This window comes from Xanthobacter autotrophicus (assembly GCF_029991245.1).
Taxonomy (GTDB): domain Bacteria; phylum Pseudomonadota; class Alphaproteobacteria; order Rhizobiales; family Xanthobacteraceae; genus Xanthobacter; species Xanthobacter autotrophicus_C.
The window spans coordinates 13,650-40,066 of record NZ_JAIVFO010000007.1 but is presented as its reverse complement, the minus strand read 5'-3'; the positions used below and the strand labels follow the sequence as shown (position 1 = coordinate 40,066).

Annotated in this window: 21 protein-coding genes, 1 tRNA gene and 2 pseudogenes; 16 read left to right on the top strand and 8 right to left on the bottom strand. The window is 60.0% G+C overall.

Features of this window, described 5'->3' with window-relative positions:
- Nucleotides 1-270: 270 nt before the first annotated feature.
- The 6 genes from K9U41_RS02830 (at nucleotide 271) to K9U41_RS02805 (ending at nucleotide 6,131) form a co-directional block, all read left to right on the top strand.
- Entirely contained in the window at nucleotides 271-1,068 is a 798-nt protein-coding gene (locus K9U41_RS02830) for a MotA/TolQ/ExbB proton channel family protein (protein WP_282639352.1), read from the top strand.
- Nucleotides 1,065-2,522, top strand: a complete 1,458-nt coding sequence (locus K9U41_RS02825) for a hypothetical protein (protein ID WP_282639351.1) — start codon at nucleotides 1,065-1,067, stop codon at nucleotides 2,520-2,522. The genes K9U41_RS02830 and K9U41_RS02825 overlap by 4 nt, the downstream gene beginning before the upstream one ends.
- 169 nt (nucleotides 2,523-2,691) lie before the next feature.
- Nucleotides 2,692-4,005: a hypothetical protein gene (locus K9U41_RS02820; protein ID WP_282639350.1), complete on the top strand. Its 1,314-nt coding sequence runs from the start codon at nucleotides 2,692-2,694 to the stop codon at nucleotides 4,003-4,005.
- 881 nt (nucleotides 4,006-4,886) lie between these two features.
- Complete coding sequence (locus K9U41_RS02815; RefSeq protein ID WP_282639349.1) at nucleotides 4,887-5,309, top strand: hypothetical protein; 423 nt, start codon at nucleotides 4,887-4,889, stop codon at nucleotides 5,307-5,309.
- 64 nt (nucleotides 5,310-5,373) lie between these two features.
- Complete coding sequence (locus K9U41_RS02810) at nucleotides 5,374-5,643, top strand: DUF1778 domain-containing protein (RefSeq protein ID WP_282639348.1); 270 nt, start codon at nucleotides 5,374-5,376, stop codon at nucleotides 5,641-5,643.
- The gene (locus K9U41_RS02805; protein ID WP_282639347.1) at nucleotides 5,640-6,131 is read left to right on the top strand and encodes a GNAT family N-acetyltransferase; all 492 of its coding nucleotides are present in this window, start codon (nucleotides 5,640-5,642) and stop codon (nucleotides 6,129-6,131) included. Before K9U41_RS02810 ends, K9U41_RS02805 begins: the two co-directional genes overlap by 4 nt.
- Before the next feature lie 85 nt (nucleotides 6,132-6,216).
- Here K9U41_RS02805 and K9U41_RS02800 read toward each other — a convergent pair whose 3' ends face one another.
- Complete coding sequence (locus K9U41_RS02800; RefSeq protein WP_282639346.1) at nucleotides 6,217-7,005, bottom strand: LEM-3-like GIY-YIG domain-containing protein; 789 nt, start codon at nucleotides 7,003-7,005, stop codon at nucleotides 6,217-6,219.
- A gap of 99 nt (nucleotides 7,006-7,104) precedes the next feature.
- Between K9U41_RS02800 and K9U41_RS02795 the strand changes: the two genes are divergently transcribed.
- From K9U41_RS02795 to K9U41_RS02780, 4 genes are all read left to right on the top strand, one after another.
- Nucleotides 7,105-8,355 (top strand): tyrosine-type recombinase/integrase, encoded by a 1,251-nt coding sequence (locus K9U41_RS02795; protein WP_282639345.1) that lies wholly within the window; start codon nucleotides 7,105-7,107, stop codon nucleotides 8,353-8,355.
- 731 nt (nucleotides 8,356-9,086) lie between these two features.
- A complete protein-coding gene (locus K9U41_RS02790) occupies nucleotides 9,087-9,410 on the top strand; it encodes a helix-turn-helix transcriptional regulator (RefSeq protein WP_282639344.1) in 324 nt (107 codons plus the stop codon).
- Between the two features lie 135 nt (nucleotides 9,411-9,545).
- Nucleotides 9,546-11,333, top strand: coding sequence for a bifunctional DNA primase/polymerase (locus tag K9U41_RS02785; RefSeq protein ID WP_282639343.1), 1,788 nt, complete (start codon nucleotides 9,546-9,548; stop codon nucleotides 11,331-11,333).
- 134 nt (nucleotides 11,334-11,467) lie between these two features.
- Complete coding sequence (locus K9U41_RS02780) at nucleotides 11,468-11,755, top strand: hypothetical protein (RefSeq protein ID WP_282639342.1); 288 nt, start codon at nucleotides 11,468-11,470, stop codon at nucleotides 11,753-11,755.
- 694 nt (nucleotides 11,756-12,449) lie between these two features.
- Here the strand turns inward: K9U41_RS02780 and K9U41_RS02775 are convergent.
- On the bottom strand, nucleotides 12,450-12,827 hold the full coding sequence (locus tag K9U41_RS02775; RefSeq protein WP_138399985.1) for a hypothetical protein: 378 nt from the start codon (nucleotides 12,825-12,827) through the stop codon (nucleotides 12,450-12,452).
- Nucleotides 12,828-12,910: 83 nt separating this feature from the next.
- On the opposite strand from K9U41_RS02775, the gene K9U41_RS02770 reads away from it, so the two are divergent.
- Nucleotides 12,911-13,138 (top strand): helix-turn-helix domain-containing protein, encoded by a 228-nt coding sequence (locus K9U41_RS02770; RefSeq protein ID WP_138399984.1) that lies wholly within the window; start codon nucleotides 12,911-12,913, stop codon nucleotides 13,136-13,138.
- Nucleotides 13,139-13,183: 45 nt separating this feature from the next.
- Here the strand turns inward: K9U41_RS02770 and K9U41_RS02765 are convergent, their stop codons facing one another.
- The 3 genes from K9U41_RS02765 to cas6e form a co-directional block, all read right to left on the bottom strand.
- A complete protein-coding gene (locus K9U41_RS02765; RefSeq protein WP_282639341.1) occupies nucleotides 13,184-13,549 on the bottom strand; it encodes a 3'-5' exonuclease in 366 nt (121 codons plus the stop codon).
- A 119-nt stretch (nucleotides 13,550-13,668) separates the two neighbouring features.
- Complete coding sequence (gene cas1e, locus K9U41_RS02760; RefSeq protein ID WP_282639340.1) at nucleotides 13,669-14,886, bottom strand: type I-E CRISPR-associated endonuclease Cas1e; 1,218 nt, start codon at nucleotides 14,884-14,886, stop codon at nucleotides 13,669-13,671.
- Between the two features lies 1 nt (nucleotide 14,887).
- The gene (cas6e, locus tag K9U41_RS02755) at nucleotides 14,888-15,553 is read right to left on the bottom strand and encodes a type I-E CRISPR-associated protein Cas6/Cse3/CasE (RefSeq protein ID WP_282639339.1); all 666 of its coding nucleotides are present in this window, start codon (nucleotides 15,551-15,553) and stop codon (nucleotides 14,888-14,890) included.
- 562 nt (nucleotides 15,554-16,115) lie between these two features.
- Between cas6e and K9U41_RS02750 the strand changes: the two genes are divergently transcribed.
- Both K9U41_RS02750 and K9U41_RS02745 read left to right on the top strand, forming a co-directional pair.
- A complete protein-coding gene (locus K9U41_RS02750) occupies nucleotides 16,116-17,027 on the top strand; it encodes a hypothetical protein (protein ID WP_282639338.1) in 912 nt (303 codons plus the stop codon).
- A gap of 136 nt (nucleotides 17,028-17,163) precedes the next feature.
- Nucleotides 17,164-20,766 (top strand): CHAT domain-containing protein, encoded by a 3,603-nt coding sequence (locus K9U41_RS02745; RefSeq protein ID WP_282639337.1) that lies wholly within the window; start codon nucleotides 17,164-17,166, stop codon nucleotides 20,764-20,766.
- 55 nt (nucleotides 20,767-20,821) lie between these two features.
- On the opposite strand, the pseudogene K9U41_RS02740 reads toward K9U41_RS02745, so the two are convergent.
- Nucleotides 20,822-21,900 (bottom strand): annotated as a pseudogene (locus K9U41_RS02740) (IS630 family transposase).
- 183 nt (nucleotides 21,901-22,083) lie between these two features.
- Nucleotides 22,084-23,868 (bottom strand): hypothetical protein, encoded by a 1,785-nt coding sequence (locus tag K9U41_RS02735; protein ID WP_282639336.1) that lies wholly within the window; start codon nucleotides 23,866-23,868, stop codon nucleotides 22,084-22,086.
- Nucleotides 23,869-24,212: 344 nt separating this feature from the next.
- Here K9U41_RS02735 and K9U41_RS02730 point away from each other — a divergent pair.
- The 3 genes and pseudogenes from K9U41_RS02730 to K9U41_RS02720 all read left to right on the top strand — a co-directional run.
- Nucleotides 24,213-24,461 (top strand): annotated as a pseudogene (locus K9U41_RS02730) (hypothetical protein); the annotation flags it as partial.
- Between the two features lie 71 nt (nucleotides 24,462-24,532).
- Entirely contained in the window at nucleotides 24,533-24,775 is a 243-nt protein-coding gene (locus K9U41_RS02725; protein WP_282639335.1) for a hypothetical protein, read from the top strand.
- 338 nt (nucleotides 24,776-25,113) lie between these two features.
- Complete coding sequence (locus tag K9U41_RS02720; RefSeq protein ID WP_282639334.1) at nucleotides 25,114-25,920, top strand: hypothetical protein; 807 nt, start codon at nucleotides 25,114-25,116, stop codon at nucleotides 25,918-25,920.
- A gap of 242 nt (nucleotides 25,921-26,162) precedes the next feature.
- Here the strand turns inward: K9U41_RS02720 and K9U41_RS02715 are convergent.
- Nucleotides 26,163-26,238 (bottom strand) — tRNA-Phe (locus tag K9U41_RS02715).
- Nucleotides 26,239-26,417 lie beyond the last annotated feature (179 nt).

Sequence of the window (26,417 nt, the reverse complement as noted above, 5' to 3'; positions counted from 1 at the left end):
CGAATCTCCGCCGCTGCTGCCGGCAGGCTCCCGCGCCCTCCCCCGCCCCAACCGGCTGTTGTCGAGTTCGGCTCCCGCGTGGATCGACCGGAACGGATGAAACATCACGTTCAAGCCGGGACCATCACCTGAACGAGGGATGATGCCAAACGTCCGCCCGTGCTCCTGCACGGCCAGGAATGTTACAACCTTGGCCATGACGCAGGCGCCGGCGTGGCCTAGAGTTACCGTGGTGGTCGATCGGCCAAGCCATGTCCCGCAGGTGCCCTTATGAAACCTGGTTCCGAGGCCGCGTCGCGTCCCCCATCCTACCCGCGCGCCCTGTTGGTGGCGCTCGGCATAGCCATGGTGGTGATCGCCATCGCGTCGGTCACGCTCCCCTTCGGCTCCGGGCCGGCGGCGCTGTTGCTGGACCACCAGCCCTACAGCGTCTTCCCCTATCCCCTCACGATCCAGAACCTGACCTACCTGATCCTCGCGGCAGGCCTGGCGGACCTTTACGTGCGCTGGCAGGTGGCGCGCCGCGAGCAGGCCTTCCTGCGGGCCAAATTCCTGCCGGAAGACGCCACCAGCGTGCTGCAACTGCATGAACTCGGCGCCATCCGCCGCAAGGTCACCGACCTGTATGACGGCGACCATGGCTTCCTGCCCTATCTGATCGACATCACCATCATCCAGCTTCAGACCAGCCGGTCGGTAGACCAGGCGGTGGCGATCCTCACCAACAGCCTGGAGCTGATGTCGCACCGGGTCGACATGCGGTACCAGATGGTGCGCTACACCGCCTGGCTGATCCCGACCATCGGCTTCATCGGCACCATCATCGGCATCGCGGTGGCGCTGGAATTCATCAATCCGCAGAAGATCGACCTGGCCAAGGTCACGGGCGGCCTTTCGGTCTCGTTCTACACCACGCTGGTGGCGCTCCTGGTGAGCGTCATCCTGGTGTTCATCCAGCACATCGTGCAGAAGCAGGAAGAAATCGCCCTCAACGAGGCCGGGCAATACTGCCTCAAGAACCTCATCAACCGCATCTATATCCCCCATAAGGAGGACGCCGCGTCATGATGCGGCGCCGGCACGAGAACGGCGGCGGCGAAGTCGCCATGATGGCAGTGATCACGAAGGCCATGGGCGCCTTCCTGATCCTGATGATCATGCTGCTCCCCTATTATACCGGCGACACCCGCAGCCAGCAGACCGTCGAAGACACCAAGCAACGCATCGACGATGCCAAAACCAGCCTCGACAGGGCCGTCGACCGGCTCAAGAAGGGCCGCCTGACCGACGAGGAGATCGACGACCTTCTCAAGCGCCTGACACAGGTGCGTGACGAACTGGCGGAGGCCCAGGCGCTCATCAGCCAGCTCAAGATGCAGGTGGACCAGGCCGCGTCGCAGATCAACCGGCTGGAACAGCAGAATGCCCAGCTCCAGAGCCAGCTCGCCGCCCTTCAGGCCGAGGTGGAGGAGCTGCGCAAGGAGATCGCACGGCTGAGGGCCATCGATACTGCCGCCCTTCAGGCCCGCATCCGCGAACTGGAGAACCAGGTGGCGCACCTGAGCGCCGAGCTGGACGCTCTCAAGACGACGCTCAATACGGCGCTGAACCGCCTCGCGGCCGCGGAGGCCGAGAACAAGACGCTGCGGGAGGAGATCGCACGGCTGCGCGCCATCGATACCGCGGCTCTTCAGGCGCGCATCCGGGAGCTTGAGAACAGTATCGCGCAGCTGCGCGCCGAGGCCGTTGCCCTCAAGAAGGCGCTGAATGACGCTTTGAGCACTTTGGCCACAGCGGAGGCCGAGAACAAGGCGCTGCGCCAGATCGCGAGGCGCAGCCAGGCGATCTTTGCCGTATCGCGTTGCGATGTGCCGGCCGAGATGGAGGTGGATATCCCCTCGATCAACCCGGAGGCCGTGGTCCGGGGCAGCATCGCGCAGGTCGTCGACAGTGCCCTGCCGTGGAAGCAGCCCCCGAGGCGCCCGGGAGAGCCGGGGCCTCCGCTGTTTCCCGGCGACATTTCAAATACCGCCCTGACCGGCCTGAACCTGCCCTACAATCCCAACGACGATCTGGTTTTCGATGTCTTCGTCACCCTGAGGATCTCGGATCGATTGTTGCAGTCCATCCTGGCATCGAGCCCCAAGGACAATGGGATCGTGACGTCGAGCAAGGGCCAGCCGACCTGCGCCGTAACGGTCTTTTCCGCGCTCCAGGGCGCGATCACCCGCCTTGGAACCTATAAACTGGGCGCGGCCGAACCGGTCGTGTTTGTCCAGAGGGTCTATTACAAGCCGAACGGCATGCTCACTGCGTCCACCGAGCAGAGGCCGGGCATCCAGCAAGCCATTGCCGAGGCCGTGTGCACGCACAGCCCGCCCTTCTGCCAGCTCGCCAGGCGCCATGCGGCCTGGCGGGTCAAGGGCAGCGATCCCTGGTGGAACGAGGACAGGGACCCGGAGGCGCGGCCATCACCGCCGCCGCCGTCGCCGGTGCAGGACCGCACCATCAATCCAAAATAGGGGACCCCAAATGCCCCGGTGCGTCATCGAGTGGTACGATACCCAAGGTCCCATGCCGGCGCGCGCGGCATGGTCAGGTTGAGACAAGGACGTCCCTCGCGCGGCAGGCCGCCGCATTGGCGGCTTCGGGACGCAGGGCCAGCCGACAGACCGGAGCAATGTGTCACCGATGACCTCCCGATTCATTCGCTGCATCAACGGGCATGTGTTCGACGCCAATGCGCACGGAGCCTGCCCGACCTGCGGCTGGAGCGAGAAAGAAGCCGCGCCGGCATCATCTCCCGAGGAGGAGTCCGGCCGCGGGAAGCAGGCGACGCCCCTGCCTCCGGAGCCGAACCCAACCCGTCGCCTGCTGGTCCTGGCAGCGGCCAGTGCCGGCGTGGCGTTGGCTGGGGCGGGGACCTATGCCGTCCTGAGCCGGTGCGGCGGCCCGCTGGGAACGGCCTGCCCGACGCCGGACCTCCCGGAGCCCAAGCCGGAGCCCAGGCAGCAGGCGACCGCCGGTCTTGAACCCGGATCGGAACCCAAGGGGGAACCAAAGTCGGAACCGAAGTCCGAAGCCCAGCCGGACCCAAAATCCGAACCGAAGGCGGAGACCGGCCCGCCTCGCTTCGCGGACCTGGAGCCACTTGAGCAGAGCGAGCAACTGGCCGTCGCCCGGGCGCTGGGACTGTCGCCGTTCCTCACCCAGATGGTGCTGGTGGTGCGGGCCATCCACCTGTCCCGGGCCAACCCCAGGGATCTCGCCGCCAAGCGCTACCTGGTGCCGTTCGTGAAGGCCAACCAGCCCTTGGCCCTGAGCGAGGCGGGCTCGGCCGTGCACTATGGCAACGCGGTGCGACAGGACGATGCGGCGGCGAGGGATTACCTGAAGCGCGCCGCGGATTTCGGCGTGGTCAGCGCGCGCGTCGAACTGGCGGAAATGCTCCTGGCCGGACAGGGCGGCCCGCGCGACGAGAAGGCGGCCGGCGACTTGCTCGTGCTGGCGGCGCGCGCCGGGTCCGAACACGCCCTGAACCTGCTGTCGACCATCGGCCGCGGCAGGGGAACCGAGCCGACGGCAACCGACCTGGAGGGCCCGGTGAATCAGAGGAACTGGTCGCAGGTCAAGCCGATCGCCACCAATCTGGCGGACGCGCAGATCGCCCAAGGATACAACGCCATGGGATTGTGGAGCAGATTCGGCCCGAACCGGAGCGCGGCAGAGGAGACTCAGTGGTACCGCAAGGCAGTCGCGCTGGGCCTTTCCATTTCCATGCGGAACATGGCCTGGGACGAGACCCATCCCAGCTCCGGCGCGGCCAATTTCGTCGAAGCCATCGCCTGGCGGCAACTCGAGCGGCTGTACGTGGTGCCGCGCGGAAGCGCCAACGCCATCGGCCTCGCCATCTGGGAGCAGAGCGGCTTCCTCGACCGGACCCAATGGTCGAAGCTCCGGACGCTCTTCGCCGGCATCGACATCGCAGGTCCCAGGGGGGCGTGATCGCCCGTCGCAGACGCCTCCCGCCGGTGTGAGCCCCACCATCCGGTTGAACCCGCCTGATCGATGAAAGCGGCACGTCCCGCATCAGACCGCTTCGTTCAAGCACGCAGCTTTCGAAACCGGGGAAACCCAGACGCCTGACAGACGAGGCCCATCCACGGATGGATGAACTCTAGAGATTTGATTTTTAAAGGAAAAATGGTGCCCAGGGACGGAGTCGAACCGCCGACACTGCGATTTTCAGAAAGCCTTGAATAAAGCTCCGACCGCTTCAGTTCGCCCCGACCTGTTTCGCTAACCGGCTAGCACTGTTGGTATATTGGTTCCAGACCCTTTCACGCCTCGCCATCGCGCTTCGGCCAAGCAACCTCGTTCTCACACCCATGGCGCACCCCGCGCATCCCAATTCGGACGGGAATGGTAGTGCGATAGTCCGTAATGACAGTGTCATTGCCTCGCTGTATATGCGGGATGTTGGAGATCCCACCATGATAGCCCTGTCCGTGCGACGCACATGCTTCATGCCGGCGGCGATCGAAATGCACAATCACCACCGCAAGTGGAGAGAGACCGTCGATCACTTTCGAAGAGCAGCGGCGGCTTGATAGGCAGAGAATGGCGCCAAACTGGTGGGTTGAAGCAGAACATGGTGATTATCGAAGCCTTGATGTCGCGGCTCGCCAGCCGGCGTCCCATCTTTCATTCTGAAGCGGACTTCCAGCACGAGCTGGCGATCAAACTTAAAACCACAGATCCCGATATTCTGGTCCGTCTCGAATATCCCTTCGGATATACCGCTCGCGCCAGTCTCGACGTACTCCTCCGCAAGAGCAGCGCTTTGTTCGGACTCGAACTATCTCTGTCGCTCAACCGACACGACCGTGGATGGCGAGCGGTTCCAGCTCCGCAACCAGAGTGCCCACGACATCCGCCGCTACGACGTCTGCAAAGATGTTGTCCGCATCGAGAGTTTCTGCCAGCGGTTCGGCGCGACTGGGGGTGTCCTCATTCTCACTAATGACCCCGCCTATTGGTCGAGCCGTCGGCGCGCCGACACTTTCGATACCGCCTTTGATCTCGCCGATCTCCGCATTCTGAACGGCACACTTGCCTGGGCGGAGGGCGCCGGAACGTGGACTACAAAGGGGCGCGAGACCCCGCTCGTCATAACCGGCCACTACCCCCTTCAATGGCGCGACTATGCCGACATCGGGTGCGTCAGCGGCCGCTTGCGTTATCTCTATATCCCGGTCGGATCGGTCGACACACCAATGGTCGAAAACCCACTCCGCACATCCAAATAGGGCGTCAGCGTGTAATGACATTGTCATTGCATCGTGATATGTGCAGGGCACTGGAGATATCACCATGACGGCCACCGCCCGCGACACGCTCAATATGCGCATCAAGCCAGAGGACCGCAGCCTATTCGATTGGGCCGCCAAGGCACAGGGCAAGACGCGCACGGATTTCATTCTCGAAGCCGCTCGCCGCGCAGCCGAAGATGTGTTGCTGGATCGGACGGTGGTCCATGTCGGGGAAGAAGCCTATGCCGACTTCCTGGCACGTCTGGATGCACCGCCCGCCCCTAACGAGCGCCTGAAGCGGACCATGCGGACGAAGGCTCCGTGGGAATGACGCTGGCCGCGCCGGAACCGATCCAGCCCCATCACGATGTTGCATCCTTTTCCTGCGGCCATCCGAGCCTCGACGAGTGGCTGAAGCGCCGTTCGCTGACCAACCAGAAAGCCGGGGCGTCGCGCACATATGTGGTGACCACCGACAACCGTGTTGTCGCCTACTACGCCCTTGCATCCGGTGCTTTGGCCTGCACGGTCGCGACAGGCAAGCTGAGGCGCAACATGCCCGATCCGATCCCCATGGCGATCCTCGGCCGCCTTGCGATCGACGTGCAGTTCCAGGCACAAGGCCTCGGGCGTGCGCTGTTCCGCGATGCGGCCCTGCGTATCCTATCTGCCGCCGATGCCATCGGCATTCGAGGGCTCATGGTGCATGCGATTTCAGAGGACGCTGCTGCATGCTACCGCGCCCTTGGGCTTGCGCCTTCTCCATCGGAACCCGCAACGCTCATGGTCACGCTGGATGAGTTGCGGGCGGCCATCTGAAGGCTGGTCCTGCGCAGCGATAGCATTGCGCCGCCAGCTCACTCAGGCAAGCTGATATCCGTGCCGCGCGCCACCGGGTCACCTTTCAACACCTCCAGTACCGGATGGGGTACTGGTCATGCCGCAGTTCCGGCTGCACGATGCGTTTTCCGAAGGCCCCGACATAGCGCTCCCGAATCTCGGGAGGAGCTACCCGGCCCCGGAAGCCCCGGCGGTGCGCCTCCGAACCATCGGCGTAGCCGATCTCGGGGAAGTTTTCCCGCGTTGCCGGAAGCCATTGGTCAGCGACATACGCGCCGAGAACGACACCGCGCAAAACGGCGAGCACATAATCCGCCTTTTCGGCCCGCACCTTGTTGATCCGCCAGCAGTAGCGAACAAGCTGGAAAATAGCCTTCTCGTCATCGCGATTGTCGAGCTTCCTGATGTTGATCAGGACCAACCTGTCAGGCGGATCTGTTTCAAGCTCAGGCAGGCCGTATTTGATGACAATCTCTTTGGCTGTCATCAATCCGGTATCGCCGGAGCCGTGGCCGCTGACGGCATTCGTAAGCTTGGGATAGGCATCGATCAGCGCCGCCTCAACCAGGAAGGCCTGATCATCGTTCAATCCATGGCGGTGAATGACATGATGAACCTGAAGGCCTTCCGCTTTGATGGCTCGGATGATGTCCAGCTTTGGCGGCAGCAGCGCATCGGGCTCAGGGACGATATCGCCCCGCGCGTGTTCGAAGACGCGATTTCCAGTTCCTTTGCCGACGTAAAACGTCTCGCCAGACCGCGGGTCGATCAAGCGATAAACGTATTTTCCAATCCGATTCTGGACATTTTCGTCGAAAGTGATCGGCTCTTCTATAGGCGTCAAACTATTCATCGTTTATTTCGTCCCTTCTATCGTCCGCATTTTTAATTCATCTGAAAGCGCTATCCCCCTTTCAGATGTCTCCAAACCGTACCCTGACAGAGCCGCCCCTTGGGTGTCATCGTGCGCGTCATGCGCAAGAAACTCACACCCAAGCTTCTCGATAGCCTCCAGGCCGCGACCACGAAACGGTACGAAGTGCGTGATGATGTTGTCGTGGGCCTCATGATCCGCGTATCGGCGACGGGCGCCAAAGTCTGGTATCTCGCCACGACCGTGAAAGATCGCGCGCGTCGGATCAAGCTCGGCACCTATCCCATCCTCAGCCTTGCCGACGCCCGCGACAAAGCCCGCGAGGTGCTGCGCCAGATCCAGCTCGGCACCTTCGACGAGGAACCAGCGGTCCGGCTCACCCTTGGCAAGGTTATCCCCCAGTTTATCGAACTCTATGCCAAGCCGCGCAACCGTAGCTGGAAATCCACGCAGAGGGTCCTCGACAAGTTCGCGGCTCTGCACAGCACCCCCATTGATGGGATCAAGCGTGCCGACGTTGTGAACGTGCTCGACGGGCTCACGACCTCCGGCCTGGGCACTGGAGCGAACCGGGCGCTGGCTGCGATCAAAAAGCTATTCGCCTGGTGCCTGGACCGTGGCTCGATCGAAGTGAACCCGGTGGCTGCCCTGAAGGCGCCAGCGAAGGAAGTCGCACGCGACCGCGTCCTGACCGACGACGAAATTGTCGCTTGCTGGCGCGCAGCCGAGGGCGAAGGCTTCCCATTCGAGCCCTTCGCCAAGATGGTCATCCTCACCGGCCAGCGCCGGGGAGAGGTTGCCGGGATGCGCTGGTCCGAACTTGACCTCGACAAGGGCACATGGACCCTCCCGGCGAAGCGCACGAAGAATGCCACACAGCACGTTGTGCCCCTGGCTCCCTTGGCCCTCTCGATCTTGAGCGCCCTTCCCCGCTTCGCAGGCTCGGACTTCGTGTTCACCACCACGGGGCGCACGGCGATATCGGGCTTTGGACGACTGAAGGCACGCCTGGAGAAGGCCGCAGGCGCCGACGACTGGCGCATGCACGACATCCGGCGCACCGTCGCCACCAACATGGCCATGATGGGGGTCCAGCCCCATGTCATCGAGGCTGTGCTCAACCATAAGAGCGGCATCGTCTCCGGCGTCGCGGCCGTCTATAATCGCCACGCCTATCGTGACGAAAAGCTGGCGGCGCTTGCAAAATGGGAAACACATCTGGAACAGGCGATAAACAAAAGGCTGCAGCGAAGGCCACAAAAGACCGCTTCGAGCACGTCTGGCGCCAAATCAAAGAGTGGAGCGCCGAACAGTGGCGTATTGATCTAACCATCGCAGCGAATCTCACGGGATTTTGCCTGTTTCCGGTTGGCTGGTCTTGGACCGAAGTCCCAATCAAAAAGGCATCTGCCCGCTTTCCCCTCCATGAGAAGGCCAAGACAACGGGGCGTTTGGGAATTCAATCTAACGAACCAAGCACACCCGAAGGCATTCATGCTGCTGGGCAAGGTGAGAAATTCCGCCGGGCGGAAGTCAGTCGTAGATTGTTACGAATGATCGGGCGGCAGGAAATTCCCGCATTCCTCCGGAACGCTGACGATGAATTTCTTCCTATTACAGACCAGATTAGACTATTTTACGATATTAATATTGATGTTCGTAAAAGCATGATCGGGATGCATGACCTCAAAAACGCGCCAAGCTGGCCTGCCGAAACGGATGCAAAAGATCTTGTCGACGCGCTAGATCAAAGGCGTGCCTGGGATACGAATGAAAGCATAAACGACTGGTTTGCATTTGAACGAATAAGCCGCTCAGAAATAGAGCGCTGCGGTTTGCCGCGTACAAAGAAAATATTGCTCGAAAAGACTCTTGACAATTTAGATGAATGGAACCCCGAAGCCCATAGCCCGAGCCGCACCGAGGCCCTACAGCTCATCTCCCGCATTTTTGACGAGTACCGGGAATCCGACAATTAAATCGCCCCAATCTCGGACGACCTGCACCCGCCCATCTGCTTCCATTGCCGGCATTGATCACGCCAGCACTGGAGAAGGCAAATGCGAGACCCCTTTGGCCCCATTCCCGACCGTGAGGTCTCCCACGCCTGCCTTCTGAGAGGCGGTACGGCGACGGACGGCAATGCCCTGTCCCCTGCCCGGCACATTTCTGCCGAGCAGATCCTCCTCTCGCGCGCCGAAGTGAGGGCGCTCGGAATCCCCGGTAGCAACGTAACCTGGCTGCGCAACGAGGCGCGGGGGCGGTTTCCCCGCCGCATTCGCATCGGCGGCACCAGAGTCTGCTGGGACCGCACCGAAATTCTAAACTGGATTGAAGAGCGGCGTGCCGAGCGTGCCCAGCACGTTTACGCAGATTACGCCTGATGGCGCCATAGCGCCTCCCGAAATCCTCCAAATCAAAGGCCCCAACATGCCCACCAGCATGAACGATTGCGCACGCCTTCGCCGGCGGGTCGCACGAGCTGATGCCACAACACCTTTTGTCCAAGGATCCTGATCATGCGAAAGCCGTTTCGACTGATGGAGTCTATGCGTTCGCCTGACAGGAAGGCCGCTGCGCTGGCATATGCAGAAGCAGGCCACCCCGTCCTCGCGCTCTACGGCGTGAGCGACGGCGTATGCGACTGCGGAGACCCGGCTTGCTCCCATCCCGGCAAGCACCCGATGACACGCCTTTTCCCGCATGGCTTCAAGGACGCCACGACCGATCCCGATAAGCTTAATCAGATCTTTACCAAGTATCCCAACGCGAATCTTGGCTTGGTACCGACCGACGATGTATTGATCGTAGACATAGACGGCCCGAAAGGCGAAGCCTCAGTTAAGGGGCTCAATCTGCCTGAAACGCTTTCTCAACGGACAGGTAGGGGGCGCCATTGCTTCTTTACTTGCCACGGGCTCGGCGCCTGGAAAGCGCCGAAGCTTGTCGGAGTCGACTTCCGGTACAATGGCAACGGCTATGTTGTGGTCGCGCCCTCGATGCACGTTTCCGGGAAGCGCTATCGATGGCGGCATGCTCCCGACCTCACGGCGGAGCTCAACCTACAGGTATTCAAGCCTCGCCGCTCGGTCCAGGTGGATTTCAGCATGTCGAGGAAGAAAGTTGGCGAAGGTGGCCGGAACACGCACCTCGCCAGCATCGCCGGCACGCTACGCGCCAAGGGCACCCCAGAGAACGCGATCGCCGAAAGTCTCGCGGCAATCAACGAGGAAATGTGTGACCCGCCCCTCCCCCCTCGCGAGGTAGACAAGATCGCCAAGAGCATCAGCTCCTACCCGCCCCCCTCCGAGAAGGCCTTCGGGGACCTCGCATATGTGAAGGTCGAGGAAGTGCGCTGGCTCTATCGCCCGATCCTGCCGCGCGGCGTGGTGATGGTGCTCGAAGGCGATCCCGGTATCGGGAAGTCCAACTTCACCATGGCCCTCATCGCGGCCCTCACGATGGGGAAGAGCGTTCCCTGGTCTCCCGACGTCCCAAAGGGCGTCGTGGTGATCCTCAGCGCCGAGGACGATCCCGCACGCGTGCTCAAACCACGACTGATCGCCAACGGGGCAGACGTATCGAAGGGCCACATATGGTTCGCGCAGGAGTTGTTCACACTCGACGAGAGTGGTCTCGACCTCCTTCGGCAGAAGATTGCCGAGGCGACACCAGCTCTTGTCGTGATCGATCCGCTCGTCGCCTATATGGGGGCGGGCACGGACGTCCATAAGGCGACCGACATGACCCAGTTCTTTGTCGGGCTTGCTCGTATTGCACGGGACAGCGACTGCGCCATCCTCGTCGTGCGCCACCTGCGCAAGAGCCGGCAGGGTGATGCCCTGATGCAGGGGCATGGTTCGGTCGCCATCATCGGCAGCGTGCGTTCGGCCCTCGTCATGGCTCGGCATCCGCAAGACGCCGAGGTCCGCGCATTGGGACACTCCAAGTCGAACTACGGCCCGCTCGGCCCGACCATCACCTTCACGCTCACATCGCGTTCGCGAGATGGTGTGCCGGTGGTGAAATGGCTCGGCATCGACAAAAATCTGACCTCGGACCAACTCCTGCAGGCGCCGCCGAACCAAGGACCCGGACGCCCCGCCCGCGAAAGCGAGGATGTTCGGGCATTCCTTGAGGCACTGCTCGCTACAGGTGCGCGCGATTCCCGCGCGGTGCGCTTGGCTGCCGATGCTCGCTCCTTCGCTTGGATCACCGTGCGGCGGGTCGCCAAGGAACTCAATGTTCGCATGGTCCGCAAAGGCACCTCGTCCTTCTGGTCCTTGCCTTCCAAGAAAGGGACCTGACCCGAGTGGTGCTCTAAATTCCTATTTCAGGGGTTTTGAGCACGACCTCGGCCCTGTCCGGAAATCCCGGCAAAACCCGCCACAACAAAGCGTAAACCCGTAACCGCGCCCATGTGGCGCAGAAAGATGCTCTCTTGTCTCACACCCTCGACACCCAATATCGCAACCGCATTGAGCATGCCGTTATCGATGCCATCATGAAGACGTCTTACAATCAAAATGTAGGCGGCGCGGCCCTCCACACTGGAGAAATCATAGACGCCCTCGTGAGCGTGATCGCGCTGGCCATTGCTTTGTCATGCCGCGATGATGCTGAACGCATCATCACTCTCGTAGCCCAGCGCATCGTCGACGACCTAAAGGTTCGGGAGAAGAACTTCCGCCGGCTGCTTGAAAGCGGCAGCGAAGTCCCAGCCGCGTAAGACCTTGGTTGATATCCTATGGAGCCGGCGGGACGGTCCCGCCGGCTTTTTCAAATCGCACGCCCTCTGCTAGCGATACCATGTCCAGCGCGAGAAGGAGCGGAACGGCCACCTGGGCAGCTTGGCCTACGCCCAAGGAAGCGGGCTCAGAGCCCCAGAAAAGGCATCTGCAGCATTTCGAACCGGCGCCCAACTCACGATCGCGGCGGGTTGAGCCCTTCAACACGACACTGCGACTCAATATCGACCCGTCGAGGTGGCGGGCCCCACTGATTGCCCTGCGATGCCAATACCTCTCGGCTCGGCCACCTCCCTCCAACGCCGCCTTGGGTGAGCAATAGCCTTCCCACCGTGCCCACAAGGCATCATTTGTCCCGGGAGCGCTCGCTATTCGGACATTTTGTATCCGTCCGCTTGCCGGCTTCAGCTGACGCCCGTGACGTGCCTCCTTCGGCCACCGACTGACATACAAGGTGCTGGGTACGGGCGGCCGAGGTCGGACGCTGCTGGTGCGATTGAATGGTCTTTAACGCTTGGCGGGATACTCCGCGTCCCCAACCTGATAGCACCATCCGCCGCGCCTCGGCGGTGATTGTACCCTCCGGGGATGTGCCCTCAATCGCGTACGGCGCTCACTGACGCCCGAGGTGGCATGCACCGGCGTTGCGGGCACGGCCTGGTGCCCCGGGGCGCCCTACTCGCTGTTGCAACGCGGCAGCCGGCCGTGCCGCTCGACATGCTCCCAAATGAGCCGACGCTCAACGTACTGGATATAAGGATATAGGACGTCGGAGTCGCGGCGGATAATCACGGGCACGTGGACGCTCACCGACATGGGGGCCGGATCGATGGCGCCAAATTTACCGAAGTAAGTCACCCCACCAGCATGCCCCTTCATGCCTGTGGTGGCAGAGCGATGGAAATCCCCGATTCTACCCCTGAGGCCTTCCCCACCCCACGTCTTGCCGACGTAGATCACCTCACCCTCCTTGGCGATCACGTAGACACCCGGCTCGTTCGGAAGCGCGGCGCGATCGGTCCAGGGGAGGGATGGCGCAAGGAGGATGTTCATAAGAGGCAGACCAAACGTCGTGAATCTCAATTATGACTCATAGTCTATGGTCATGAACAAGCTCTAAAGCTCTCCATCCGCGCATGGACGTGCGGGCGCGGGTCGGCCAAAATGTGCAGAAGGTCAGACGCGACAAAGGCCTGTCGCAGGAGGAACTCGCTCACCGCGCCAATATTCATCAAACCTACCTGAGTGGCGTGGAAGGCGGGAAGCGCAATCCGTCAGTGCTGGTCTTGGCTCGAATTGCCAATGCGCTTGAGATTGATATAATCGATCTATTCCGCACCCATGGTAAGGGTCCGTCGCTCTAGTTTAGGGAACCGGCAACTACCTAAGAGGTATTGAATCTATCCGACCTATTTGCCTGCAAAGTCAGAGAGATACTCGGATGCAGGAGTTACGCCGGACAGGAGCAGATGCTCGCGCGCCCGGGTACAGGCAACATAGAGCAATCGACGCTCCGTTTCGTAGATGTCGTCCAGCTCGGCTTCGCCTGCAGAGTCGGTAACACGTTCGTCGAGTGGCAGAACTCCTTCGTCGCATGCCATCACCACGACAGCGCGGAATTCCAACCCCTTGGCTAGGTCCATGGGTGCAGTTAATATTTGCTCGGCACCGTCGAGCCCGGCGATCGCCGCCCGGGCGCGCGCGATAAGCTGGGATGAGCGGACGAAAAGGCCAATCTCATGGGCCGAAATGCCCTCGCCGAGCCAAGTTGCCACCACTGCGCGAACCGCTTCCGCCTCAGCTTCGATGCTGGACAGGCGCTCCGTGCTCGATCGTGTCCCGTGACGTGGTGTATCTGACGTGAGGCCGGGCGCTCGGCCTTGGTCTGGGTCGGTCAGTCGGGCTGCACAGCAGGCAGGCTGACAGTCGGATCATCGCAGACGGGAGCGAGTATTTCCAGAGAGAGATATCGCCCCCGCTGGACCGTCCAATCCTCGGTTTGCTCCATGAGGATGGCGCCCACCAGACGGCGGATGGCGGCCTCGTTGGGGAAGGCGCCGACCACATCGGTGCGCCGCTTGATCTCACCGTTCAGGCGCTCGATCGGGTTGGTGCTGTGCAGCTTCGCCCTGTGCTGGGCCGGGATGGTCATATAGGCGAGCACATCCTCCTCGGCCGTGTCCATGAGCGCGGCGAGCTCGGGCACCTTGGGCCGCATCTGGTCCGCCACGAGGCGCCACTGGGATTTGGCGGCCGCATGGTCGGGCTGGGAGAAGGCTCTGGCGATGAAGGCCGACACTACCCGGCGGCTGGTCTTGCCGGCATCCCGGCACGCCAGCCGCACCGCCCGATCCGGCGCCATCTCCAGCTTGCCCTTGGCATGCAGACCGGCGATGCGGAACGCTTCCGGCACCACGGTGTCGAGTTTCCAGAGATCGGCGATGTCGTAGACGAAGGACAGCGGCTTGCCCGTGTGGAGAAAACCGATCGCCGGCGCGTAGCCCACAGCCAGTACGGCGGCTTCGGTCAGCCCATGCAGGCAGGCGGTCGCAGCGGAAAGGCAGCGGTTCGGCACATCGCTGGCCTCCCAATCGTCCACGTCGTAGCGGCGTCGCTGCCATCGCACCGCGTGGGCCTGGGCGAGCAGTTCGTAGGATTTGCGGACCCGGGCGCCCTCGATGCCGCGCAACTGGTCGATGGAGCGCCGCTCGGGCGCCGCCTCACCAAACCGGATCTCGTACATCTTGCGCACCACTCGCAGCCGTGCCGCAGGATCGAGCGCGATCGCGGCCTGCCAGAGCAGCCGGTCGGCCCGCGCCCCGCCCGGCTGGCCCGCGGAGTAGAGCCGCACCCCCGCCTCACCCACCCAAGTGATGAGCGTGCCCACGCGCGCCGCGAGCGCCACCGCGGCGTGGGATATCCGCGCGCCGGGCTCCAGCATGATGCCGGCCAGGCCTCCAACCGGGATATGCGTTCGCGTGCCGTCCGCATTGACTGCCACAAAGGCCCCGTCCTGCACGTCGAGCTGCGCCTTTTCCACAAAGACCAGCGAGGCCCGGTCCTTGAGCGGGATCGGCTTGGGCGGCGGCAGGCCGGGAATGGACCCTACCATTTCACGCGCGCCGAATTAGCATGAGGCCGCACCCGAAGGCCTTGGCGCGACCAAAGCCCTGGGCCAATGCCGCGAGCAGGAGCGCAGAGTCGCCCACGCGGATCTGGCCGGCCAGATCCATGACGCCGAACTGCGGCTGCCCCCGCCGCGGTCCAATCTGGGCTGGCAAGGGCACGACGGAATAATCGTCTATAATCAAGTGTTCGACGATGAAGCCTGCCTTGGCTCCCAGATGTTCCAGCCAGCGCCGTCCGGCGTCCTCGGCTGCGCTCATGCGTGCATCCCGCCGCTCGTTGCTGGCGCGACCGGAGGGCAGTGCATGGATCGTGTCCATCACCACATCGACGCGCGCGCCCCGCTTCTGCGGATCGGTCGGGTCCTTCCTGGTCCGTGTCGCATTGGCACGCAGGACGAAGGCCAGCCGGTCGCCCTCGCGCAGATCCGGGGCGAACTCCTTGGTCTGCGGGGGGCTGAACAAGCCGGCACCATCGGCGGCAGGCGGCCGATGCGAAAGAACAAGGAATTGCCCCTTGCCTTCCGAGCGCCAGAGGAAATCACGCTCGCGCTCCGGCGTGTCGCCAAACAGCGACCAGATCAGGCGATGGTGGGCATCCATGATGCGTCCTTGCGCGGGATCGCGCAGACCTCCCCGGGCAGGATCGGGCATCCACCCCATCAGTTCAGCATCAAACACTGGCTTGGTGTAAATTAAGCGTCATGATGCCTGCGAGGGAAAGGGGTATGGCGCGTGAAAGCACCGCTCTCGCATTCGTCTCGTGAAAGCGGTTTTTGGATGCAGCCGCCTCCAATTTTGGTATTGGTAATTTAAACCTGATACATTCGCCTTCGACTCCGGAGTTTTTAACTCAGAGAATAGCTTTAATACGCTTGATTGTTATTATATTTTTTGCCTATTCCTTTCGGAAACATCATCCGCCGCGCAGCGCACCTAGTCCAGAGTTTCGATTATACCTTCGCGCGCACCCATATCTCCTCCGCGGGGGCGAAAGGGGGTAGATGGAGACGCTTGACGCCAACCACCGGGCGCCCCGCACTTGGGGCCGTATTTTCCCACGTCGGAGCGCATGGCAAGGTCGGTCAGGGGCGTCTGGCGGGCCCCGGCCTTCCAGCTACTTGAAATGCGTCGTTGGAACCTGCTAAGTTCCCGACCACGAACCGCGGCCGCGCGAGCTTGGCGAGCCTTAGAGCGGGGCGTTCTGGAGCGCGTCATGGCAACCCTCAAAAATGTGCTTCTCCTGTTTTCCGCGGTCATTTTCGTTTTGGTAAGTGCCGCCGAACGAACGTACGCCCAATCTTCGTCCGGGCTAGATTTGCTTGATGAATACAAGGCACAATATACTACATACTTTAATAAATTGAAGCCGGACGTTGTTCCTCTCTACGGACGATCGTCTAATTACCGCGTTGGGGATATCTGGGACAGTTCGATGACGAGGCTTTTAGACGGAGCCGATCGGTGTTTTCCAGGCTTAGCAATCCGGGTGAACGAAGATTCGCTCGGCACGATTACTCTAAAGCGCGATGCCTCACTCGGCTTTCTTCTTCGTGTGCGACGCCTGCTTTCGGCTTCGCCTTCTGGAGAAACCGAATCGACCGTTTCAATTGGATTTACTGATGTCACCGAGGAGAGGCTTCTTGAAGCTGATTTAGCACGCTCCCTCAACCAGGCGGCCTGCCCGCTTGCTATACCTATTGTGCGGCACGAGATCATCAATCAGACTGAAATCATTCCCGTTATTATCGGACGCCTGTATAGGGGAAAGCGCCGTATAACCATAACATATGCTGACAAGGCCTCTGCAGAAGCAAAGCTCTCCGAACTCACGGCGCTGGCGACGACTGGAGTTGCGGCGGACATAGGGATCAAAACCGCGTTCGGACTGGAAAGAAGCATCGTCGTCGTCGACAACCGGACCGTTCCGCTGGCCTTTGCTCCAGCGCTGATACCCGTTCTCGCCGCCAGCGTGCTCCAGGGTGAGGCAAACGTCGATGAGGTGCAATACCAGTGGACACCCTTTGACCCGGCGCAGCAGCCGTCGCAAACAGGCGTGCTTTCCGACCTGAATACAGCGATCGCGGACCGTACATGGAGTTGGGCTGATGAGAAATCAGACCCGTAGCCACTTTGCGGCCGGACTAGTTTTGTGCTTGGCCACGGTAGCCCTTGTTATTCCGCAGTCCGGTGCCTTCGCCGAGCGGGGAAAGCCCGTGCGACCCGTTAGCGGCGACAGCCGCGAGAGGTTGTATTGGGAGGCGATGCGAAAGAATGACAGCAGCACCGCAGCAGCTCTCGCAACGGCCGTCATCGCCAAAATGGACAGACGGACCCGCGATACTCGGTCTTTTGTCTTTTGGCACAACCGAGCGGGCTTAGCCTATCTGGTTTCCAATGAATATATCGAAGCGGACGAACATTATGAAGCGGCCTGCGCCGCTTCCTCAAGGTCGGCCGGGGTTCGGCGCTTGCAATCCGAATGCAAGGCTGCGTTGGCCTATACCGACCTCATCGGACACGAGATCAAGCGCGCAGCCAATCGGGCAGAGCAAGCCCTCGCTCTGGCCGGCCCGCGCGGGCGCCGAGGCATTGCAGGCGCACTGGCAGCCTTGACGCTTGCCAAGCTGGGAGCCGCCGGCAGCGATGAACGCAGCGCAATAAACTGGCTACGCAGTTCTGCGGCCGAGTACATTGCCGACCAGCCACAGGTCCGTGCGCCCTATGCGCTCCTTTTCGCTCAAGACGTCGCGGAACTTGTAGATTCCCTTGGTGACAGACAGGCGCGTGCGGACGCTCTTATGGTGGCTCTAGAAGTCGTAAATGCCGCCTTTCCGGTGGATACGTTCAACGCCATCGATGCTTTGGAACAGCTTTGTTTATCGATTACCGGAAATGAAGAAGAGCTCGGTCGCGACCCCAAAATGAAGATGTTATCGGAATGGATGGCGATCGCCGCTTTCGATCATCCCAACCACGATGGCAGCGGTTCAGTCTTAGACGCCGCCGTCACGCTCCTCTTGCAGGCTGGGTTTATCGACGATGCGGTCGGCTATCAACTGCGCTGGCAAGACTTGGTCGAAAGGCAGTTCGGGCCTCAGTCGGAGCAGGCTTGGGATGCTCGCCTAACGCTGGTTTTGGTATTGCAGAGGAGCGAACGGCACGATGAAGCTGCCAGGCTATTGGCCCAATACGAAGATGACCGCGCGAAGGCGCTGCGCGATGGGGACGCCGGACGTTACGGAATTCATGCCGGCACTATACGGCGTATGGTCGAACAATTTGATCAAATTAAAGACAATGTAGACAATATCGCCAAATGTGGAAAGGCACGGCCAAGCGAGTTCGACTGCAAGTACTACGCCGGAGTGCCGATGTCTGACCTCGAAGATGTCGTCGCCCAAAGCATGAAGGACGCCGATGCCCTTAGCGGTTCGGCTGGAGTCGGTCTGCTTCTCGACAGGAGACATTTGGTCGAGCGCATCCCAATGGACCGCCAGATGAACTTCGTTTTTGCCGACAGTTTCAAGGCGGATAAGGCCCGCAGGGAATCTCAGGCCTCCGCGCTCAATGAGGCCGCTTACCAAATGATTGTTAGGCAAGATCTTTTCAAGGACGGGAATTTTTACTACGTATTAAGCTACAAGACGAGTAACCTCTACTGGAGCGGTCACGTCGCCGAAGCAGTGGCGCTGATTGATGATACGGTAGACCGTATCAAGAGCGTCAAGCTGGATACGCCCGACATCATGGCCCGCGCCGTTCGGCTGTATGCACCGCTCGGCGAGTATTGTTTGAAGCGTTGCGAGCCTGCCCAAACTGCAGAGGCGTTCGATCGTCTCGGTTCACGTTTGATAGATCTTCTTGGTATGGAAAAAGCTGATGGTTTCGTTCCGTCTTCCGTAAGTCAAATCGTACAATCTCTTCTCGATTATGCAAGCCTATTTGCGGCAGGCGATGATGCTGTCTTGGCGGCGAGGGCGATCCGGGAGGCGAAGCGCATTTCGCAGCTTCCGAATGCGGATCTCGCCCCGACAGACCTGGAGCGCATTGATGTGGCGTACAAGACTCATGTCTTGGGTCAGCCGGCTTTGGCGGTGGAGGCGGAGGTAAGGCACCAGAGCATTGCCGTGATGAGCGATACGGATCCCAAAAAGATCGAAGAGCTAAAGTTTGCCGCAAGCCATTTTGCGGCGAAGCCCGGTGGAGAGATCGTGGCCCTCGATTTCATCCGGATGGCAAATAATCTCAATCGAACACTCCTCAAGAACCGCCTCGACAAGCTGACGTTTTCCCGTGCCGACGTGTCGCGGGATTTTTCCCAGCAGATCGATCCCGATATACTTCTTGAGCTCTCATTGCTTACCCAGCCCGCCGTCGTGCAGGTTCTGTCTGCTGAGCCGGCAGCCCAGCGCGCTTTGAATCTCATCCAACTGAGGGATGCCGGCGGGGCGGCGGATGCTCTTGTTCGTTCCGCGGCGAGGGCAGTGCTCGATTCTGAGCTCAGGGACCTTGCGCGAGAGCTCGACGTGTCTGTTGTGCAATGGCGGCAAGCAAGGGACCTGCTGATCAGGAAAAGAGTTTCAGCGGAACAGGACGGGACGAATCTTACAGCTCAGTTGACCGGCATCGGAGATACCACAAGAAAACTAGATCTAATTATGAAGAAAAAGGCGCCTTTGTATACGCGTCTCGTCTATGGAGAACTGATCTCTATCGCCGATCTTCGCGCCCTCATAGCCGAAGATGAAGGTATTGTTTTCCTTGTCTTAAACGTGGATCATGGATTTTTCTCTGTTGTACTGACGCGGAGGTCGGCGCGCGTAGTCGACCTCGGGGAACCCGGCCAAGCGCTCGAACTAGCCAGGCGGCTTAGCAGCTCAATATCGGAACGCCCCGCCGCGTTTGACATGGCAGCCGCGCGAGGGCTGTACAATCTTATTTTCAAACCTCTACGTGGCGACTTGAACGGTTTGGATCGTATCGTCGTTTTCGCCGATCCCAGCACAGTCACGATTCCGTTTGCAGCATTGCTCGAAGATGGTCCTGATCGGGCGGCGCCCGAGCAGGTGGCGCCATGGCTGGTGCGGAGCTACGCCATCAGCCAGGCACTCTCCATTCCGAGTTTTGTCGCCTCACGATCGCCACGCCGGGATGATGGCAGAATCGTCGCTCCGTTTTTGGGATTCGCTGATCCGATCATCCTCCCCGAAGAGTCCGCAGCTTGTCCGCCAGCGACGCTTTATGGAAAGTCACGTCAGCAAGGTGTCTCTCGCGCGATCTTATGCCCACTTCCACAGACGTTGGACCAAGTCGGCGCTCTGGCTGGGGCGTTTGGCAGTCCGTTTTCGTCATCGGTCGTGGCTGGTGCGGCTTTCACCAAATCGGGCCTACGCGAGCGAATAGCCAAACCTGCGAGGGTTATCGCATTCGCGACCCACGGCCTGCTTTCTGATCAGGCTCTCGCCATGGCGGGGGTCGATCAACCGGCGCTCCGGGTTTCGCCGGAAACGAGTTCGTCTGTTGTGGCCGATAGGTGGCTCACCGCCGGTGAGATCGAAGGCCTGACGCTCGATTCCGACCTCGTGGTTCTGTCCGCCTGCAATACGGCCGGGGGAACCTCGTCTAGTGGCGGCCAAGCGCTCTCTGGCTTGGTAAGGGCATTCTTCGAAGCGGGCACGCGCGGCGTTCTGTTTACTAACTGGAGCATCGATGCCCGGCGCACACGAGAACTGCTCGACAAAATCGCCCCTCGCCTGTCGTCGAGCGGCGATGCCGCGGGCGCCCTGCGGGCCGCGATGCTGGGCCAAATGGAGAGCTCGCCGCACCCACGGGATTGGGCGATATTCTCGTATATTGGCAAGTGAGACATCGCGCGGGGGCCGCCAGCGTGCGGCCGCGCGCTTTGGCCGTGGCCTACAGCTATTGGATTGACTCCAACGCTTGGAACCCACGGTTCCTTGCGGCGATGATGTCGTCTGGATTGGCGCGCCAGATGAAGGGCTTCGGGGTCTGGTTGTGCTCGCCGATGAAGCGGTTGATGGCTGCCTGGAGATCGACGACGGACCGGAAGACGCCATTCTTGAGCCGCCTGCGGTCAGGATGGCGAAGAAGCCCTCCACCGCGTTCAGCCAGGATGAGGAGGTCGGCGTGAAGTGGAAGGTCCAGCGCGGATGGCGGTCAAGCCAGGCCCGCACCTTCTCGTGCTTGTGGGCGGCGTAATTGTCGAGAACGACGTGGACCAGCCTGCCGGCCGGGATGTCGCGCTCCAGGGCATTGAGGAAGCGGATGAACTCCTAATGCCGGTGGCGCTGCATGTTCCGTCCGAACACCGCGCCGGTCAGGACATCGAGTGCGGCGAACAGGGTGGTGGTGCCATTCCGTTTGTAATTGTGGGTCAGGGTGGCGCCACGGCCCTTCTTCAGCGGCAGTCCGGGCTTGGTGCGGTCGAGCGCCTGGATCTGTGATTTCTCGTCGAGGCTCAGCACCAAAGCATGGGCCGGCGGGCTGACATAGAGCCCGACGACGTCGTTGAGCTTCTCGGCGAAGGCGGGATCGTTGGAGAGCTTGAACTGGCGCCAGCGATGCGGTGCGAGGCCATGGGCCTTCCAGATTTTCTGCACCGTGGAGACCGCCAGCCCCGCGACCCTGGCCATGGCCCGCGTGGTCCAGTGGGTGGCCTCGTGGGGCGGCGGCTTCAGCGTCAGCGCGACCACGGCCGAGGCCTTGTCTTCCGCCGCGGGCGGACGGCCCGGCGGGCGCGTTTTGTCGCGCAGCAGCCCTTTGACGCCTTCTTCCATGAAGCGGGCCTGCCAGCGCCAGACGGTGGTCTTCGCCGTGCCGGTCTCGGCCATGATGGCATGAGTGCCGACGCCGTCGGCACTCATGAGCACGATCCGGGCGCGCCAGACGTGCTTCTGCGGGGTGTTGCGATCCGCGACCAGGGCGTCAAGCCGCCGCCGGTCCGCTTCGCCGAGAGTGATCCTGATCCCGTTGCGCATGCCCCACACAAGCACAGGCCGGCGCCAAACGGAATCCACAAACGGCCTCTTCCGTCTCGGTCAATCCACTAGGAGCGCAGGAGATGTCGTCGCTGTGGATGAACCCAAAATGCTGCATGCTCAATTGTGGAGGCGCCACGCTGGGACGCCTCCACATTTATTTACTATCACGCAAATTACGATTTAGTTGCCACTGATTATGCTTTTTTGTAGCTCTAGCAACTTAGATTTATCTTGTAGCGCTTCGATTCCATCGATTTTAGAACCTCTCTGCCAGATGTTTTCGCTGGTCGATCTCCAGTCTCTACCTGGATTACTCAAAGAATCACTTTTAAACCTTATCATTTCACTTCCATAATAAGCAGGAATAACATCTCCCTCGCGGCGCTTATTGAGCGTCGCCCTATCGGATGCGGACGCATCTGGCCCGTAAAGTGACAAGCTAAATGAGCGATCCGTTGATGTAATATCTATCTCGAACGGGCCGGCTTTATCCCCATTTTTATTTAAAGCCGCCCTTCGGCTCCGCCACTCGCCATTGATATATTCCATCCAGTCTAAATCTACAGCAACAACCCATCTATCTACTGTAAAATTCTCGTCTATTGGCAGTGTATAATCGTATATATCTCTCAAAAGAGTTCTATACTCCTTTGAAAATGTCTGAGCGGCAATCGGGCCTATTTTCCCGGACTTCTTCCCAATGAGTTGGATATTATAATCCAGCCAACCGCGTCCCTTACATGAACCAATCCAATCTTTCCCGCATCCCTGCACGTGAGCGATTATTTCAACACACGAGTTATTTACTGCTCGGAGCTGCTTAACAATCGATGTATTTCTCGGGCAGTTGGAGCTTATTATAGAATATTTTTGATCAATCAATGACGCTCCGGAAGAAATGCAGTATGTTCGTCGCTGCTCGCCGCTTCCGGTGCAGCCTGCGCCCATCGAATCGGATACCGACTCGTTTGTCGGCTGAAGGAATTTACCAGAAGGCGTTATCGTGACTCTGGCTTTAATAGTTGTCGATGGCTCCAATCCCACATTGCAGGCCTCGCCGGAGCTCAGCTGCACAACTGCCTGTATTTTCGAATGCACGGAAGAACGATGAACCATGTATACAACGACGCCAGGGTAGAGGGTTTGATCCATTATTGAAAGGATATCATCGGGCTTAGGGCCATTTGGATTATTTGATTGTGTCGTCGCAAAAAAATCTTGTGAACTTGTTAAATTTTCGATTAATTCGGCGGCCGCAGTTGCGATTTTATGGGATCTTTTTGAAAACGGTTTCTGAAGGCCATTCTCCAAATCTTCGGGAGATATGTCGTGTTTTGCTGCTATTGATTGTATCAGGTAGGAGTTTGCGCTCCGCTTATCGAGAGAGCCGTTAAATATATTCGCTACTATCACTTTTGGATCGGGCGTAGCAAGGCGCTTAATGTAGGATATTTCCAACATTGCCTCAGTTGGATCAGACGATTCTGTCAACTTACAAGAAAGCCCACCTGCCGCATTTGATTGACTACTTGCCGCGACAATTCTAGATACGCAGTCGTTGTATGCAGAATGAACGGATGGATCAACATAGTTATACCGAATTTTTGATATATTGATGTTTTTTACATCTTCAAAGTTGGATGAACAAAATTTAGTTCGACTTGATGTTTTTACATTTTGATCGTCGGAAAATGCCGCACCAATCGGCACGCCATCATATACAATGTTTAAATCTATGCCTCGTTGTTGGGCTTGCTCTTTTGAGTTGACCTGGTCTGAGCATATCTCATATAGCGCTCTGCGGGTCGATAACCTGTCGACATCTGCGGAATAGCTGGTGGTTGCACGCCAGAAATGGGGCTCGCAGGCGAACCTTGCTTGAGCTCCAACATTTTCTGATTGAGCCATGGCTATTTGTGAGACAAGAAAAGTGCCCGCCGCAAAGAGTCCAGATAATATCTTCATCGCACCCTCCCTCGCCACAATTTGGCAACCTATGAGCGCACAGCCTAGTTAATTTGGCAAGACCGGGTCACGAGAATCGCCAATGTACCGCCACCCGGGTCGATCTGGGTGATTTCGACAGGATTCGCTTATTATATCGGCAGATCGTTTCGCTCTCGATGCTTCGTGGTGGTCCACAATGGCACCTTCGTAGAGGTGCACCCCACACCTCCGTCTTGGCACGGATGCTGTCTATCTTAGAGACCGTTTGAGAATGGGTTGAAGAGGTTTCGCTGCCGTGATTGAAGCTCAGGATGTGGACCCGAGCGAGCCATCGCCGGATGGCAGGATTTGAGCAGCGTGCGAAGCGCCCCGGCCAATATGGCGGCAAGCCATCCCTGGCTGTCGACAACACGCTCGATCGCCGGTTTGACCTGGAGGCGCCTGACAAGGCCTGGGTGACCGACATCACCTACAAGCGCGAACGCATCCGCCGCAAGGTCTACCTCACGCCGGACGAGGTACACCGCGACGTGTTCGATTACATCGAGATGTTCTCCCGCCGAGTTCGAACGGCAGCACAAAGCGAAAGCCGACGGCGTCTAGAAAACTAGGGGCGGTTTACCCTGACAATCCAGAAACCATCGTCTTATTGAACTGATCGTCCAGCGAAGGAGGGACGATCATGTCCACAAAACCGATTGCCGCCACGAAACCGTCAACGAACCCGCCCGAGATGGTGACCTTAAAGGCGATTTGCGCCGAGTTGAAGATTGACCCGCGCCTCGCGCGCGAAAAGCTGCGCATCGCCGCCCGAGAGGCGAAAAAGTTCCCTGAACTCGCCAAGACCCACAAGCCACGATTGGCATGGGAATGGCCGAAGGGCTCGGAGGCGGAGAAGCAGGCGAGGGCTGCGCTCCTCGCGTGACCCGAGCGGTGGTGCTCATAATTCCTACAATAAGGATTTTGACCACCACCACAGGGCGCTACTCATTTGTTGGCGTTCACGATGGCAGGGAAAACGTTGGCACCCTGCCCCTCTGGGTGACACCGCGATTGTTCGTCGCCCTGCATGGGTTGAAATCCGCGTGCCAACAATCGGTCCGGCCCCGCGAACAACATCTTGGGTGCTCAAACTTGCGATCCATGCGCCATGCCCCTCCTTCCGGGAATGGTGGTGGTCATAATTCCTAGATTGACGATTATGATCACGACCACCAACCTGCGGGTCAGTGGCCCCGTATGGTACCTCGCGAGGAGTTTGAGGTGACGAGCTTTCGGCGCCACATCGGGGTCGACTATTCCGGCGCCGAGACGCCCAACGCCAGCCTCAAAGGGTTGCGCGTTTATGCAGGCGAAGCCGATTCGGGACCTGTCGAGGTGCTCCCACCCCCGTCACCGCGAAAATATTGGACCCGGCGCGGGGTCGCCGACTGGTTGGTGGAGCAGCTCTCACGCGACATTCCCACCATCGTCGGCATCGATCACGGGTTCTCTTTCCCACTGCGCTATTTCGAGGTGCACCAGCTTCCGACGGACTGGCCCAGCTTTCTCGATGATTTTCAGCGGCACTGGCCGACCGACGAGGACAACACCTACGTCGATTTTGTGCGCGACGGCTCGGTCGGCAATGGCGCAGCCCGAAAGGGCAATGCGCGTTGGCGGCGGCTGACAGAGATTCGTGCCGGCAGCGCCAAGTCGGTTTTTCATTTCGACGTCCAGGGCACCGTGGCGAAGTCCACGCATGCCGGGATCCCCTGGCTACGCCATATCCGCCAACATATGGGCGAACAAGTGCATTTCTGGCCCTTCGATGGCTGGACCCCGCTTGAAGGCCGATCGGTCATTGCCGAGGTGTACCCGGCCCTCTGGAGCCGAAGTTATGAGCGTGAGGACCGTACCGGCGACCAACACGACGCCTTGAGCATCGCGGCGTGGCTTTCCCGCGCCGATCACAATGGTAGCCTCGAAACATGCCTGAACCCCGAGCTGACACCACCTGACCGTGTGCAGGCACAAGTGGAGGGCTGGATCCTCGGCGTGCCCGGCACGATTCGCATCAGCGCCCCGTAGGCGCGGGCACCCGGACCACGAGAGCAAGGTTAGCGGTGCCCACATCGCTGGGAAGGCGATAACCTCTGCCGCTATAGACGCGCCCTATCGTGGCCGCTGACGCACCAAACCGGCACATTCCGCATCAGCCCGCTTCGTTCAAGCACACCGCTCTCGACACCCCGGGGAAACCCAAGCGTCTGATATACTGGGATCGTCCAAGCGAGACGATCCCTAGAGCTTTGATTTCATTAGGAAATGAGTGGTGCCCAGGGACGGAGTCGAACCGCCGACACTGCGATTTTCAGTCGCATGCTCTACCAACTGAGCTACCTGGGCGTCCAATCGGCGGCAGCGCCGTTTGGAGCCGCGAGTGTATAGTCAGGAACTTGGGACCTGTCCATAGGCGCCGCACCTGGCAGGCTCGCGTCGTAGCCGACTGTGGAAAACCCTCTCGGTCATGCCCTGAAACCTGCTGTCCAGCCTCGCTTTTCGCATCACCCCGTCCGATCCCGCCA